Below are 13,329 nucleotides of genomic sequence, written 5' to 3' on the forward strand. Positions count from 1 at the left end.
CCTCGGCCGCCGGCGCTGCCTTAGCCCTGGCCGCGGTCATTGACCTGAATGGACTGATCCATTAAAGTCCGAAGCTTTGAATTTCCCAACCGTCCCATCGAGAATCATGAGAAGAACGAAAGTCCTCACCATGGTAACCGGGATGGCCCTGATCGCCTGTGCCGGCGGCGCGGCGGCGGGAGACGCCGAAGCCGGCAAGGAAAAGAGCGCCATGTGCGCCGGGTGCCACGAGATCGCGGGCTACCGCACCGCCTATCCCACCGTCTATACCGTGCCCAAGCTGGGGGGCCAGAGCGCCGAGTACATCGTGGCGGCGCTGGAGGCCTACAAGAGCGGCGCGCGCAAGCATCCTTCCATGACCGCCATCGCCGCGACCCTGTCGGCCCAGGACATGGCCGATCTGGCGGCCTACTACAGCGGGGCGGGCAAATGAGGGGCGCCGCGGGGAGGAGGGGAGGAATGAAAAGAACGCTGTCCCTCGCTTTGTGCGGCCTGCTCGGCGCCACGGGGGCGTGGGCGGCCAGTCCCGAAGCGGGCAAGAAGATCGCCACCGAGGTGTGCGCCGCATGCCACGGGCCGACGGGGGATGCGCCCATCGCTCCCGCGTACCCCAAGCTCGCGGGCCAGTACCGGGACTACCTGGAGAAGGCCCTCATCGATTACAAGACGGGGGAGCGGCAAAATCCCATCATGCAGGGCTTCGCCGCCAACCTGAGCGAGCAGGACATCCGGAACCTGGCGGCCTATTTCGCGAGCCAGAAGGGCAGCCTGCAGGTCAAGCCCCCGGGCAGCCGCTGATTTTCCTGGGGTTGCCTCGGGGGTCCTGTCGGGCGGGTGAAGCCTGCCGGACGAGGGTCGCCGGCCGAAGGACGGGGCGCGGGTCATGCCGCGCCCCGGTTCATTTTCCGAGCCGTCGATCCAGGCAGGCGAGATAGACGCCTGCGTCCGGGGCGGTGCCGTCCCGCTGGGCGCGCCAGAGCGTTTCCGCCAGGCATTCCATGGTGGCGTGCAGGGCCTCGTGGCGGGAGCCGCTCCCCCTCTCCAGGGCCTTGACCCGGTCGACGAGGCCGGGAGGCTGGTCGATGGAAAGCTGCTCTTCGACGGCGAGGTGCAGGCCCAAGTGCAGGAACGGGTTGACCTCCCCCGCCTCGGGAAAGTACTCCATGTCCCCGTAGCGCTCCGGATCCTCCAGCACGGGGTGATACTCGGGATGCAGCAGGATGACGGCGACGGCCAAGTCCTCCAGGGGGCTCAAGACCTGGCGCTCCCGGTACTTGCGCCACGCCTCGAAGAGGAATTGCCGGGCCTGATCGCGGCTGGGCTGGAACATCGGGGCAAGGGGTCAAGCGCCGAAGGAGCGCGCCCGACGGCCAAGCTTAGCACCGCCGCTTTCTCTTTTCACGCCCGGCGCGGGGGGCGCCAGGTTCTTCTCCCGATACTCGCACAGGTCGGCGATGATGCAGCGCCAGCACTCGGGCTTGCGCGCCTTGCACACGTAGCGGCCGTGGAGGATGAGCCAGTGGTGGGCGTGCCTGCGGAATTCCTCCGGCACCACCCGGGTGAGCCGCTCTTCCACTTGGCGGACGTTCTTTCCCGGGGCGAGCCCGGTGCGGTTGGCCACGCGGTAGATGTGGGTATCCACGGCGATGGTGGGCTCGCCGAAGGCCGTGTTGAGAATCACGTTGGCGGTCTTGCGCCCCACCCCCGGCAGCTTCTCCAGGGCTTCCCGGGTGGAAGGCACCCGCCCCCCGTGCTCCTCCACCAGGATGCGGCAGGTAGCGATCAGGTTCTTCGCCTTGGTGCGGTAGAGGCCGATGGTGCGGATGTATTCGGCGAGCCGCTCCTCCCCCAGGGCGAGCATCTTTTGCGGCGTGCCGGCCACCTGGAACAGCCGGCGGGTCGCCAGGTTCACGCTCTTGTCGGTCGCCTGGGCGGAGAGGATCACCGCCACCAGCAGCTCGAAGGGGGTGCGGTAGTCCAGCTCCGTGGTGGGGTTGGGGTTCGCCGCTCGCAGGCGCTCAAAAATGGCGCGGCGTTTCGACGCGTTCATCGACCGTCTCGCGGCGGTCCGGATACGGACGTCACGTATGCCGGTAACGTCCCACCTCGGGCGCCGGCGGCCGGGGCGCGGCGGAAACCTCCTCCTTGAGCCGGGAGAGGAAGGCCCCGTGCTCTTGTTCCAGGCGCTCGAGGGCCTCGGCGCTCAAGCGGGGAAAGAGCGTGCCCTGGATGAACGCCCCCAGGTCGGCGAGGGCGGTGGCCCAGCCGTACTGGTGCAGGTGAAAGTCGTGGAAAGCGTGCTGCCCGTAGGGGAAGCGCTCCAGCTCGGGGCCTTTACACCCCAGGAGATGGGGGTCCTCCATGACTTGCCGCCGCGCCCATTCGTGCCACCACCGGTAGTACTTCTCCTGGAGCGGGAAGCTCAGCCCGTGGCACTCGAAGAACGCGTACACCGCCACCCGGTCGGCGCGTCCGGAGAAGGGGAAATGGGCGCCCATGGCCGGTCACGCACCGCGGGCGAGGGCCGCGGGCGCCGTCCGGCGCTCCGCCCGCCGCCGGTCGAGGGCGTTCTTGGCGGCGATCAGCAGCCCTAGCCCGATAAAGGCGCCGGGGGGCAGCACCGCCAGCAGGAAGCCGCCGTAATCGGGCAGCACCTGCACCGTCCAGCTCCGGGCGCCTTCCCCGAAGACGAGATGCAGGCCCGAGAGCAGGGTCCCTTTGCCCGTGAGCTCCCGCAGGGCGCCCAGCAGGGCCAGCACCGCAGTGAGCCCGAGCCCCATGGCCAGCCCGTCCAGGGCGGAGGCGAGGGGCCCCCGCTTGGAGGCGAAGGCTTCCGCCCGGGCGAGCACGATGCAGTTGGTGACGATCAAGGGGACGAAGATGCCTAGCACCAGGTAGAGATCGTGGACATAGGCGTGCATGAGCAGGTCCACCACCGTGACCAGCACCGCGATGATGAGCACGAACACGGGAATGCGGATCTCGGGCGGGATCAGGTTGCGCGCCGCCGACACCGCCAGGCCGGTCATCGCCATGACCAGGGCCGTGGCAAGGCCCAGGCTCACGGCGTTCACCACCGTGCCGCTCACGGCCAGCAGGGGGCACAAACCCAGGAGCTGCACGAGCCCCGGGTTCTGGGTCCACAGGCCGTTCTCCAGGATTTCACGGTGAGGAGTCATGGGGCTGCCTTCCCGGTCTGGAGGCTCTCCCCCACCAGCGGGTCCCGGTGGGCGTGGAAGTACTCGAGGGCCTTGCGCACTGCCTTCACTACCGCCCGCGGCGTGACGGTGGCGCCGGCCATGGCGTCGAAGGTCCCGCCGTCCTTTTTCACCCGCCAGGCGTTCGCGCTGGCGGGCGAAAACTCGCGCCCGTCGAACTGGCGGATCCAGTCGCTCTTGGCGATGTCGATGTAGTCACCCAGGCCGGGGGTTTCGGCGTGGGCCACGACCCGCACGCCGAGGACGCGGCCCTCGGGGGACACCGCCAGCAGGAGCCTAATTCTACCGTTGTAGCCATCGGGCGCAATCGCCTCGAAGGCCACCGCCGTGACCCGGCCGTCCTTCAGCGCCCGATAGGCGGGGCGCGGCTCGTCGGTCCCCAGCAGGGCGTTAGCGGGAAGCTCGATGGCGTCGGCCAGCAGGTCGTTGTCGTGCAGTTCGGGGGGGATCACCTGGTTGAGGAGCTTTAGCTTCGCCGCCTCTTCCGCTCGGGCGATGGGCTCCCGGGTCTGCTGGAAGGCGAGGCCGAGGAGCAGGGTGCCTGCAAGGGCGAAGGCGGCCAGCACCAGCGCCCCCCGCAGGGCCGAACGCCCGGGGCCCAGGCTCATGAGCCGCCTCCGCGGCCGGGAGGCTTCTTGCCGTACACCGGCGGCTGGGTGTAGGCGTCGATCAAGGGCACCGCCATGTTCATGATGAGCACGGCGAAGGCCACCCCGTCCGGGTAGCCGCCGAAGACCCGGATCAGGTAGGTGAGCAGGGCCGCCGAGGCGGCGAAGATCAGCTTGCCCAGGGGCGTGGTGGGGCCGCTCACCGGGTCGGTCAGGATGAAGAAGGCGCCGAGAACGCCGGCGCCATGGATCAGGTGGAACAGGGGCCCGGCGTAGCGGTCCGGATCAGCGGCGTGAAAGATCCCCGCCACCAGCGCCAGGGTGGCCAGATAGGCCGCCGGCACGTGCCAGGCAATCACCCGCTGCCGCCACAGGATGAGCCCCCCCGCGGCGCAGGCGAGGGCGAGCCAGGCGGGGCCCGGCGAGATCTCGGCAAGGCCGGGCTGGCGGAAGATTTCGTTCAGGGTGTGGCTGGCGGCGAGCTGGGTTTTCACCGCGTCCAGGGGCGTGGCGGCGGTCAGTGCGTCCAGGGAGAGGCCGCCGGGCAGATGGCCGAAGAAGATGTAGGCCGCGGTTTCGGTCCACCCGAGGGGATGGGAGGCGAGGGCCGTAGCCGCGGGCCAGCGGGCGATCTCGGCGGGAAAGGAGAGAATGAGCACGCAGTAGCCCACCATGGCCGGATTAAACAGGTTGCTCCCCAGGCCGCCGTAGAGGTGCTTGGCCACGGCAATGGCGAAGACGGTACCCACGACGGCGAGCCACCAGGGGGCGATGGGGGGCAGGCACAGGGCGAGGAGCCAGGCCGTCACCAGGGCCGAGAGGTCGGACAGGAAGGGCGCGAGGGGCAGGCTCCGGAGCTTGAGCATGAGGGCCTCGGCGGCGAGCGCTGCGGCGCTCGCCAGGGCGAGCTGGATCAAGATGCCGGGGCCATACCACCAGGCGTGCACGGCGATCGCCGGCAGCAGCGCCAGCAGCACCCGGAGCATGACCCCTTGCACGCTACCGGCGAGGCTCACGAACGGTGCCGGCATGGGTCAGGGGTCGGTGCCGGGGGGCTTCACCGCGCTTCGCCAGAAGAAGGGGGGTTCACCGGATCGGAGGAAGCCTGGGCCTTCTTCGCCTTGGCCTGCTCGATGGTCGCCAGGATGGCCTCCCGGTCCGGAGCGTCCGGGCCGGCCTTGCCCGCTTTTTCCGCGAGCCGCCGCGCTCGCTCCTCTTTTTCCCGCGCGAGGCGCGCCAGGCGGAACTCGTGGCGGCGGCGGGCCAGGTCGGCGGCCTTGCGCTCCCGCTCCCGGGCCCAGATCTCGCTCTTGGCGTAGCGGTAGAAGTCGACGAGGGGAATGTGGCTCGGGCACACGGCGCTGCAGCAGCCGCACTCGATGCAGTCGAACAGGGCGTATTCCTGGGCCTTGCCGAAGTTGCGGGACTTGGCGAAGGCGTAGAGGTCCATGGGGGCGAGCCGCGCCGGGCAGGCTTCCGCGCAGCGGCCGCAGCGGATGCAGGGCATGGGCGGGGGCGGCGCCGGGAACAGGGCCGGGGAGCGGGCGATCACGCAGTTGGTGGCTTTCACCACCGGCACCCTGGGCCCCGGGAGCACGAAGCCCATCATGGGCCCGCCCATGATGAAGGCATCGGTATCGGGGCGCGGACGGGCGGCGGAAACCAGGTCCGCCACCGGGGTTCCGATCAGCACCTCCACGTTCCCCGGCGCCTCCACGTTGCCGGCGACCGTGGTGACGCGGGAGATCAGGGGTTCGCCGTGGAGCACCGCCCGGGCCAGGGCGTACAGGGTGCCCACGTTGAAGCAGGCGAGCCCGATGTCGTGGGGGCGCTTGCCCGAAGGCACCTCCCGGCCGGTCAACGTGTAGAGCAGCTGTTTCTCGCCACCGGCCGGATAGATGGAGGGCACCGGCACGATCTCGAAAGCATACCCTCCCGCCTGCACCGCCGTCCGCATCGCCGCGATCGCCTCGGGCTTGTTGTCCTCGATGCCGATCAGCACCTCCACGGCGCCCAGGAGGTGGCGGGCGATCTCGATCCCCGCTACGATCTCGGCGGCGCGCGAACGCATCAGCATGTCGTCGCAGGTGATGTAGGGCTCGCACTCCGCGCCGTTCACCACCAGGGTGCGCACGATATTGGCGCCGGGGTTCAGCTTGATGTAGCTCGGGAACACCGCCCCGCCCAGGCCCGCCAGGCCCGCTTCCCGCAGGCGGTTGCGCACTTCGCTCGGGTCGGCGTTGAGATAATCGATGGGCTCGCGCTCGATCCAGCGCTCCGCTCCATCCGGCTCGATCATCACGCACAGGTCGGGAAGCCCCGACGGGTGGGGCACGGGCCGCGGCTCCACCGCCACCACCCGGCCGGAGGTGGGGGCGTGGACGCTGCAGGAGACGTAGCCCTCGGCGAGCCCGATGGGCTCCCCCTTGAGCACCCGCTGCCCCGGGGCCACCAAGGGCTTCGCTGCTGCGCCGATGTGCTGGGCGAGGGGCACGACGAGCAGGTGGGGCAGGGGCAGGGGCTCGATCGGGCGGGCGGTGGAGAGCGCCTTGTGGTCCTCCAGCCTGAGCCCGCCGGGGAAGCGATGGAGCCGCCTCATGCCGCGGGCTTTAGGGAAGACAGAGGAGGCTTCCACTTCCATGTCTCGATGCGCTCCGGCACCGCCACCATGGCGATGCAATCCACCGGGCACGGGGGCAGGCACAGCTCGCAGCCGGTGCACTCGGCGGCGATCACCGTGTGCATCTGCTTGGCCGCGCCGACGATGGCGTCCACCGGGCAGGCCTGGATGCACAGGGTGCAACCGATGCACAGGCTTTCGTCGATCAGGGCCACCGCCTTGGGCTTCGCCTGGCCGTGCTCCGGGTTCAAAGGCTTGGGCTCCACCCCCAGCAGCTCGGCCAGTTGCCTGATCCCTTCCTCGCCTCCCGGGGGGCACTGGTTGATGTCTGCCCGGCCTTCGGCGATGGCCTGGGCGTAGGGACGGCAGCCGGGATAGCCGCACTGCCCGCACTGGGTCTGGGGCAGGATGGCGTCGATTTTTTCCACCAGGGGATGGCCTTCGACCCGCAACCGCTGGGCGGCGAAGCCCAGGATGGCCCCCAGGCCCACGGCCAGGCCTCCCATGATGAGCAGCGCGGTCAGCATTGCTCAGTTACCGTCCTCACTTCACCAACCCAGAAAACCCCATGAACGCCAGGCTCATGAGCCCGGCGGTGACCAGGGCGATGGGGGAGCCCCGGAAGGGCGGGGGCACGTCCGCCGCCTCCAACCGCTCCCGCATGGCGGCGAACAGCACCAGCACCAGGGAAAAACCCAGGGCGCCGCCCAGGCCGAAGAACAGGGATTCCACGAAATCGTGGCCGGCCTGGACGTTGAGCAGGGGAATGCCCAGCACGGCACAGTTGGTGGTGATGAGGGGCAGATAAATGCCCAGCATCTGGTGCAGTAGGGGGCTCGTCTTGCGCACGAACATCTCGGTGAACTGCACGACGCCGGCGATCACCACGATGAAGGAGAGGGTGCGAAGGTAGAAGAGTTCCGTACCCAGGAGATAGCGGTTGATAAGATAGCTCGCCCCGGAAGCCAGGGTCAGCACGAAGGCGGTCGCGAGCCCCATGCCCATGGCGGTCTCTAACTTCCTGGAGACGCCCATGAAAGGGCACAGGCCCAGAACTTTCGCGAGCACGATGTTGTTCACCAGCACCGTGCTCACCAGGATCAGCAGATAGCCTTCCATGGCGCGTGAACGTTCGGCTGCATTCGAGCGCTGCAGCCGCAGCGCGAACGCAATTTGTAATTATCGTCGCACAGGTCGTCTGCGGACAACCTTGTTCGTGAAGAGGAATTCCCGCGGTCCGCCGTGAAGGCCGCAGGTCGAAGACGGAAGCGGCCGTGTCAGGCCTCCCGCGCCGCCGCCGTGGCGCGGAGGAGCTCGGCGACGAGCCCCGGACCCCGGTAGACGAGCCCCGTGTAGACCTGTACCAGGGTGGCGCCCGCCTCCAGTTTTTCCCGCGCATCGGCCCCGGAGAGGATGCCGCCCACGGCGATGATGGGCAGCGCCCCGGCCAGGGTGGCCGAGAGCAGGCGCACCGCCCGGGTGGCGGCGGGACGCAAGGGCGCGCCGGAGAGCCCTCCCGCTTCCCGGGCAAGGGGATGCCCGTCGAGCTGGGGGCGGGCCACCGTGGTGTTGGTGGCGATCACGGCGTCGAGGCCGTGCTTGAGAAGCAGCCGGGCGATGGCCTGGATCCCGGCGGCGTCCAGGTCCGGGGCGATTTTCACCGCCAGCGGCACTCGCCGGCCGTGGGCGTCGGAGAGCCGCTCCCGCTCGGCCGCGAGCTCGGCCAGCAGGGCGTCCAGGGCCTCTTCGGCTTGCAGGTCCCGCAGTCCCGCGGTGTTCGGGGAGGAAACGTTGATCGCCACGTAGTCAGCCTGGGGATACGCTTTGCGCAGGCAGGTGAGGTAGTCTTCCGCCGCCCGCGCCAGGGGCGTGTCGAAATTCTTGCCGATGTTGATCCCTAGCACGCCCCGGTAGCGGGCGCGGGCCAGGTTGGCGAGCACGGCGTCGATGCCCGCGTTGTTGAAACCCATCCGGTTGATGATGGCCTGGGCCTCCGGGAGGCGGAACAGCCGGGGACGGGGGTTGCCCGGCTGGGGGCGCGGCGTCACCGTGCCTACCTCGATGAAGCCGAAGCCCAGGCTGCCCAGGGCGTCCACGTGGGCGCCGTCCTTGTCGAAGCCGGCGGCGAGGCCTACCGGGTTGGGAAAGGCGAGCCCCATGGCCCGCACCGGCTTGCCCTGGGGCGGGTGGAGCGCGAGCCGGTCGAGCCGCAGGGCGTGGGCGGCCTCCAGCAGGGAAAGGCTAAGAGCATGGGCGGTCTCCGCCTCCAGCGCGAACAGCGCTGGGCGCAGCAAAGGATAGAGCATGGGCGGATTGTAGCCGCTCCGCTGGCGGGGCGACATCCGAACGCGGGTGCGGTAGAGCTCGCCGGCCACCTGGAACGCGGCGCGCCACGCGCCAGCGGTTCGAAAGCAGGGCGAGGCGCAGGACGAACGACGCTGCCGCGCTGGCGGATGGACCGGGAACCTCGAGGCAGAGGGGGGTTCTCCTCGCATTCGTATCGCTGCCCGTGGGAGGAAAGACGGGGCAGATGCTACGCGGGACCGCATGAGGAAGGTGTCAGGCAAAGGTGAGGAATTTGCGGGGACGCGAAAGCGCAGGCGCCATGGGTCGCGGACCGGACGCCTTCATCCGGCGGCCTGTAGGCCGGCCGCGGCGGCCTCGGCGGGCCCGTGGCCGCCGCGGCCGATGCCGTGGTACTCGAAGCCCTGGGCCGCCATATGCCCGGGTTCGAACTGGTTGCGGCCGTCGAAGATGACGGGCAGCCGCATGATACGGCGCATGCGCGGAAGGTCCGGGCTGCGGAACTGTTTCCATTCGGTGACGAGCAGCAGCGCGCTGGCGTGCCTCAGGGCGTCGTAAGGGTCGTCAGCGAGCCTGAGCCGGCCGGAATCGAACCATGCCTTGGGGAACACGGTTCGCGCCGTATTCATCGCGGCCGGGTCGAAGGCGCTGACGGTGGCCCCGGCCTCGATCAGCTGCGCAATCAGCGTGACGGCGGGGGCTTCCCTCATGTCGTCGGTGCCGGGCTTGAAGGCGAGACCCCATACGCCGAATCCGAGTCCGGCCAGTCTCCCGCCGAAGCGCGCCGCGAGCTTGTCGAAAAGCAGGCGCTTCTGGGCCTGGTTGCGCGCTTCGGTGGCGCGCAGCAGCCCGGGGTCGACGCCAGCGTCCTGCGCCAGACGGATCAAGGCGCGGACATCCTTCGGAAAGCACGATCCGCCGTAACCGCAGCCGGGGTAGATAAACGAATAGCCGATCCTCGGGTCGGAGCCGATGCCGACCCGGACCTGCTCCACGTCCACGTCCAGCCGCTCGCAGATGGTGGCCAGCTCGTTCATAAACGAGATTCGGGTGGCCAGCATGGCGTTGGCCGCGTACTTGGTCATCTCCGCATCGCGCACCGCCATGGCGATCAGGCGCTCGTGGTTGCGGGTGAACGGGGCGTAGAGCATGCGCAACAAGGCGATGGCGCGCGGGCTTCGGCTGCCCACGATGACCCGGTCGGGCCGCATGAAGTCGTTGACCGCGTCGCCCTCCTTGAGGAACTCGGGATTAAAAGCGACGTCGACGGTCAGGATTTCTCGCCTGGCGGATAGCGCTTCTGTGATCAACGCTTCCACGCGCTCGGTGGTGCCGACCGGAACGGTGGATTTCACCACCACTACGGCATCGTGATCGAGGCAGGCGCCCAGATCGCGCGCCGCAGCGAGCACGTCCTCCACGTCGGCAGAGCCATCCGAGCGCGGCGGAGTGCCCACGGCGATAAAAATCACCTCGGCGCCGGCCACTGCCTCGGGGAGGTTGGTAGTGAAACGCAACCTCCCCTGGCGCAGGTTGGCCGCGACCAGGGGCTCGAGACCGGGCTCGTAGATCGGCACTTCGCCTCGCTCAAGCCTTTGGATCTTGGCGGCGTCCCGGTCCACGCAAGTCACGTGGTTGCCCATTTCCGCGAAGCAGGCGCCGGTCACCAACCCGACGTAGCCCGTGCCGAGCACGGTCAGCCGCATGGCTTGCCCTCCTGCGGCGCCTCCGTTTGGACGCCGGTCACGGCGTCACCTCGCTGGCCGGCATTCCGGCCGGATGTCCCGCTGCGACGCTCGCTGCGGCGCGGGCCCCCACGATGGCCACGAACCGGCTGCGGAAAGGCTGCAGGAACTCGGCTTGGTCGAGCATGGGATCGTTCGGGGGAAGATAGACGATGGCCCGCCCCGCCGGGTGCCGGGCGAGCCAGGCGGGCAGGTCCTGGGGCTGGATGACTTCCAGGGGGCGTTGCAAGCGCCCGAGGAACTGGAACTGGCCGTGGTACTTGCCCACGTGGGCCAGCGGCACGCCTTGTTCTTCGAGCGTCTTGAGCCGGGCGCTGATGGAGTTCAGGTCGTAGGCGTTCCACACGGGCAACGACAGCCCCGCCTGAAAGGCGGCGACCGTGAAGGCCGACGCCAAGGCCGCCTTTGCGGCTTCGAGGAAAGGATGCTCGAGCCTGACCACCGCCAGGACGACGCCGGCCCCGGCAATGGTGAGGCCGGTCACCACTGGAAGCTCCGCGACCCACGCGGGCAAGTGAAGCTTCGGTCCGAGAATCGGCGTAAAGGAGAGCAGCCCGCCGAAGAGCACCAGGCCGGCGGCAGGGAACAGGGCGTCGCCCGGGCGGACCGTCGGGCTTTCGACGAGACCGCGACCAGCCAGCAGGGCCAATGGCGGCAGCAGCGGCAGGAGGTAATGCGCCTGTTTACCGCTAAAAGCCGAGAAAGCGGCCAAACCGACGCCGCTCCATACCAGCATCAGACGAATGCCGCTGTCCGGTCGGGTGGCGACCAGCGGGTGCAACGCGCGCCACAGCGGCGGCCATACGATCCAGGGAAACAGCAGCAACGGCAGCAGGGGGAGATACCACCAGAGCGGGCGCCGGTGAGCGAATGCCGACACCACGCGTCCAGTCGTCTGGTGCCAGAGGATTTGCTGGGCGTACGCATCGCCGCCGGCTTGGGCCGCCGGAAACGCCCAGGCGGCGGCGAGCCCAAGCCCGACCGCCGCACCGGCCGCCACGCCAAGATACCAGCGTGTCCATTGCGGCCGGTTTTCGCGCATCCACAGCGGGGCGGTCAGCGCGGGAATCCCCAGGTGGAGCAGGGCAACCGGTCCTTTGGTCAAGATCCCCAGGCCAGCCGAGATACCGAACAGGGCGAAACTGCTCCACCGCTTTTCCTGCCACGCGTGCAGCAGCGCAGCCGTGCCGGTCAGCACGAAAAAGGCGAGCGTCATGTCGTAGACCAGGCCGGTGCAGAATGCCGACCAGAAGGCGGTTCCCGCGAGCACCAGCACTGCACCGCCGGCGGCTTCGGACGTGTGCGGCCACAGGCGCCGTCCGAGGGCGTGCGTGACATAGAGACAGCCGAGCGCGAACAGCGGCGGCACCAGCCGTGGCCACCAGGTATTGACGCCGGCCGCTGCCCAGCCCAGCTGAATGATCCAGAATAAAAGCGGGGGCTTGTCGCTGTAAGGCGCGCCGTTCAGATACGGAACCAGGAAATCCCCCCGATTCCACATCTCCCACGCGACGCTGACCACACGGGTTTCGTCGACCGGCAGGATGGGTCGGAACTCCAGCGTCACGAATGCCGGCAGGAACCAAAGGCCGATGACGAACGCGAGACCGGTCAAGCGGGCGCTCTTCATGCCGGTTCGCGTCCGTGAACGCCGGCCGTCTGCCGGCGTTCACGGGAAATGAGGTGAAGGTTGCGGGCGTAGATCACCAATCCGCCCATCTGGCCGACGATGAAAACGGGGTCGGCGCGGTAGACTGCGTAAGCGAGCAACGCAGCGCCACCCGCAAGGCTGAAATACCAAAAGGCGAGCGGCACCACGCTTCTTTTGCGCCGTTCGCTCGCCCACCACTGGACCAGGAAACGCATGGAGAACAGCGATTGACCGAGAAAACCCAATCCCAACCAGAACATTTCTGCATTCATCTCAGCAGCCTTCTTCAATGTCGGCCCGGCGGTAGCGGCGTTTCAACCACAGCACGCCCAGCAGGTCGACGATCCCGACCCACAGACGGTTGCCGATGCCATAGTGAGAGCGGCCTTCGAGCCGCGGCCGGTGATTGACCTCGACGAGCACGATTTCACCCCCTTGGCGCTGGACCAGCGCCGGTAGGAAACGGTGCATATGATCGAAGTAGGGCAATTCCAGAAAAGCGTCGCGGCGAATCAACTTCAGTCCGCAACCGCTGTCGGGTGTACGATCTCCCAGCACGCGGCTGCGCACGGCATTGGCGATGCGCGAGGACAGCTTCCGAAGCCACGGGTCTTCTCGGCGGCGGCGCTGACCGGCCACGAGCTGGACCCGCTCTGGGGTTGGATGCCTCTCCAGCGCTTCGATCAGGCGTGGGATGTCTGCGGGATCGTTCTGACCATCGCCGTCGAGGGTGACAATCCAGGAGTGGCGGGCCGCCCTGACGCCCGTGCGTATCGCCGTGCTCTGGCCGCATTTATGGCGATGACGCACGAAGCGCAGCCACGGCCGGCCCGCGGCGAGCCGTTTCAGTTCACGCACGGTGCCGTCGCTGCTGCCATCGTCAATAAAAATGACCTCTAACGGCGGCAGACCGGCATGGGTTGCTTCCAGCTCCGCCACTAGGCGGGCCAGATTCGGCGCCTCGTTGTGCAGGGGAATGACTGCAGAGAGCGCGCTGACCACTGGGTGGCGCCTTGAAAGGGTACCCCGAGACGCATCAATGTTCAGGATCTCTTTGAGTTCCATCGCTGGCCGGTGGAACGGACAAACCCCGTCCATGCCCGGCTCGTCGTGTTCAGAATGGAGGGGGATACTAATCGGAGTGCGGTCGAGATCGCGTGAGGGATTTGTGAGGGATTTGTGA

General features: G+C 68.4%; 16 protein-coding genes. 2 read left to right on the forward strand and 14 right to left on the reverse strand.

Translation table 11 applies throughout. The features are described from left to right. The first annotated feature begins 130 nt into the window (after window positions 1–130). Both ACUVYZ_RS01150 and ACUVYZ_RS01155 read left to right on the forward strand, forming a co-directional pair. Window positions 131–433, forward strand: coding sequence for a c-type cytochrome (locus tag ACUVYZ_RS01150; protein WP_439932781.1), 303 nt, complete (start codon window positions 131–133; stop codon window positions 431–433). 26 nt (window positions 434–459) lie between these two features. After that, window positions 460–798: a c-type cytochrome gene (locus ACUVYZ_RS01155; protein WP_439932620.1), complete on the forward strand. Its 339-nt coding sequence runs from the start codon at window positions 460–462 to the stop codon at window positions 796–798. A gap of 100 nt (window positions 799–898) precedes the next feature. Here the strand turns inward: ACUVYZ_RS01155 and ACUVYZ_RS01160 are convergent, their stop codons facing one another. From ACUVYZ_RS01160 to ACUVYZ_RS01225, 14 genes are all read right to left on the reverse strand, one after another. After that, window positions 899–1,330 (reverse strand): DUF1841 family protein, encoded by a 432-nt coding sequence (locus ACUVYZ_RS01160; protein ID WP_439932621.1) that lies wholly within the window; start codon window positions 1,328–1,330, stop codon window positions 899–901. A 12-nt stretch (window positions 1,331–1,342) separates the two neighbouring features. After that, window positions 1,343–2,050, reverse strand: coding sequence for an endonuclease III (gene nth / locus ACUVYZ_RS01165; RefSeq protein WP_439932622.1), 708 nt, complete (start codon window positions 2,048–2,050; stop codon window positions 1,343–1,345). A 31-nt stretch (window positions 2,051–2,081) separates the two neighbouring features. After that, a complete protein-coding gene (locus ACUVYZ_RS01170; RefSeq protein WP_439932623.1) occupies window positions 2,082–2,498 on the reverse strand; it encodes a hypothetical protein in 417 nt (138 codons plus the stop codon). A gap of 6 nt (window positions 2,499–2,504) precedes the next feature. Continuing rightward, window positions 2,505–3,179, reverse strand: coding sequence for an electron transport complex subunit E (locus ACUVYZ_RS01175; RefSeq protein WP_439932624.1), 675 nt, complete (start codon window positions 3,177–3,179; stop codon window positions 2,505–2,507). Continuing rightward, a complete protein-coding gene (rsxG, locus tag ACUVYZ_RS01180) occupies window positions 3,176–3,826 on the reverse strand; it encodes an electron transport complex subunit RsxG (protein WP_439932625.1) in 651 nt (216 codons plus the stop codon). The genes ACUVYZ_RS01175 and rsxG overlap by 4 nt, the downstream gene beginning before the upstream one ends. Continuing rightward, entirely contained in the window at window positions 3,823–4,857 is a 1,035-nt protein-coding gene (locus tag ACUVYZ_RS01185) for an RnfABCDGE type electron transport complex subunit D (protein ID WP_439932626.1), read from the reverse strand. Before ACUVYZ_RS01185 ends, rsxG begins: the two co-directional genes overlap by 4 nt. Before the next feature lie 26 nt (window positions 4,858–4,883). Then, window positions 4,884–6,467, reverse strand: coding sequence for an electron transport complex subunit RsxC (rsxC, locus tag ACUVYZ_RS01190; protein ID WP_439932627.1), 1,584 nt, complete (start codon window positions 6,465–6,467; stop codon window positions 4,884–4,886). Beyond that, window positions 6,422–6,973: an electron transport complex subunit RsxB gene (gene rsxB, locus ACUVYZ_RS01195; RefSeq protein ID WP_439932628.1), complete on the reverse strand. Its 552-nt coding sequence runs from the start codon at window positions 6,971–6,973 to the stop codon at window positions 6,422–6,424. Before rsxB ends, rsxC begins: the two co-directional genes overlap by 46 nt. Window positions 6,974–6,989: 16 nt before the next feature. Continuing rightward, window positions 6,990–7,565 carry an electron transport complex subunit RsxA gene (rsxA, locus tag ACUVYZ_RS01200; RefSeq protein ID WP_439932629.1) on the reverse strand — a complete coding sequence of 192 codons (576 nt, stop codon included), beginning with the start codon at window positions 7,563–7,565 and terminating at the stop codon, window positions 6,990–6,992. A 158-nt stretch (window positions 7,566–7,723) separates the two neighbouring features. Next, on the reverse strand, window positions 7,724–8,752 hold the full coding sequence (locus ACUVYZ_RS01205) for a quinone-dependent dihydroorotate dehydrogenase (RefSeq protein WP_439932630.1): 1,029 nt from the start codon (window positions 8,750–8,752) through the stop codon (window positions 7,724–7,726). 321 nt (window positions 8,753–9,073) lie between these two features. Continuing rightward, complete coding sequence (locus ACUVYZ_RS01210; protein WP_439932631.1) at window positions 9,074–10,456, reverse strand: UDP-glucose dehydrogenase family protein; 1,383 nt, start codon at window positions 10,454–10,456, stop codon at window positions 9,074–9,076. Between the two features lie 37 nt (window positions 10,457–10,493). Then, a complete protein-coding gene (locus tag ACUVYZ_RS01215; RefSeq protein WP_439932632.1) occupies window positions 10,494–12,125 on the reverse strand; it encodes an ArnT family glycosyltransferase in 1,632 nt (543 codons plus the stop codon). After that, window positions 12,122–12,418, reverse strand: a complete 297-nt coding sequence (locus tag ACUVYZ_RS01220) for a lipid-A-disaccharide synthase N-terminal domain-containing protein (protein ID WP_439932633.1) — start codon at window positions 12,416–12,418, stop codon at window positions 12,122–12,124. The genes ACUVYZ_RS01215 and ACUVYZ_RS01220 overlap by 4 nt, the downstream gene beginning before the upstream one ends. A 1-nt stretch (window position 12,419) precedes the next feature. Beyond that, window positions 12,420–13,244: a glycosyltransferase family 2 protein gene (locus tag ACUVYZ_RS01225; protein WP_439932634.1), complete on the reverse strand. Its 825-nt coding sequence runs from the start codon at window positions 13,242–13,244 to the stop codon at window positions 12,420–12,422. Between the last annotated feature and the right edge of the window lie 85 nt (window positions 13,245–13,329).

Source organism: Pelomicrobium sp. P1, assembly GCF_052805615.1.

Bases quoted from the DNA above. Each gene is read 5' to 3' on its own strand.
- ACUVYZ_RS01150 (WP_439932781.1), top strand. From the start codon at position 131: ATGGTAACCGGGATGGCCCTGATCGCCTGTGCCGGCGGCGCGGCGGCG.
- ACUVYZ_RS01155 (WP_439932620.1), top strand. From the start codon at position 460: ATGAAAAGAACGCTGTCCCTCGCTTTGTGCGGCCTGCTCGGCGCCACG.
- ACUVYZ_RS01160 (WP_439932621.1), bottom strand. From the start codon at position 1,330: ATGTTCCAGCCCAGCCGCGATCAGGCCCGGCAATTCCTCTTCGAGGCG.
- nth (WP_439932622.1), bottom strand. From the start codon at position 2,050: ATGAACGCGTCGAAACGCCGCGCCATTTTTGAGCGCCTGCGAGCGGCG.
- ACUVYZ_RS01170 (WP_439932623.1), bottom strand. From the start codon at position 2,498: ATGGGCGCCCATTTCCCCTTCTCCGGACGCGCCGACCGGGTGGCGGTG.
- ACUVYZ_RS01175 (WP_439932624.1), bottom strand. From the start codon at position 3,179: ATGACTCCTCACCGTGAAATCCTGGAGAACGGCCTGTGGACCCAGAAC.
- rsxG (WP_439932625.1), bottom strand. From the start codon at position 3,826: ATGAGCCTGGGCCCCGGGCGTTCGGCCCTGCGGGGGGCGCTGGTGCTG.
- ACUVYZ_RS01185 (WP_439932626.1), bottom strand. From the start codon at position 4,857: ATGCCGGCACCGTTCGTGAGCCTCGCCGGTAGCGTGCAAGGGGTCATG.
- rsxC (WP_439932627.1), bottom strand. From the start codon at position 6,467: ATGGAAGTGGAAGCCTCCTCTGTCTTCCCTAAAGCCCGCGGCATGAGG.
- rsxB (WP_439932628.1), bottom strand. From the start codon at position 6,973: ATGCTGACCGCGCTGCTCATCATGGGAGGCCTGGCCGTGGGCCTGGGG.
- rsxA (WP_439932629.1), bottom strand. From the start codon at position 7,565: ATGGAAGGCTATCTGCTGATCCTGGTGAGCACGGTGCTGGTGAACAAC.
- ACUVYZ_RS01205 (WP_439932630.1), bottom strand. From the start codon at position 8,752: ATGCTCTATCCTTTGCTGCGCCCAGCGCTGTTCGCGCTGGAGGCGGAG.
- ACUVYZ_RS01210 (WP_439932631.1), bottom strand. From the start codon at position 10,456: ATGCGGCTGACCGTGCTCGGCACGGGCTACGTCGGGTTGGTGACCGGC.
- ACUVYZ_RS01215 (WP_439932632.1), bottom strand. From the start codon at position 12,125: ATGAAGAGCGCCCGCTTGACCGGTCTCGCGTTCGTCATCGGCCTTTGG.
- ACUVYZ_RS01220 (WP_439932633.1), bottom strand. From the start codon at position 12,418: ATGAATGCAGAAATGTTCTGGTTGGGATTGGGTTTTCTCGGTCAATCG.
- ACUVYZ_RS01225 (WP_439932634.1), bottom strand. From the start codon at position 13,244: ATGGACGGGGTTTGTCCGTTCCACCGGCCAGCGATGGAACTCAAAGAG.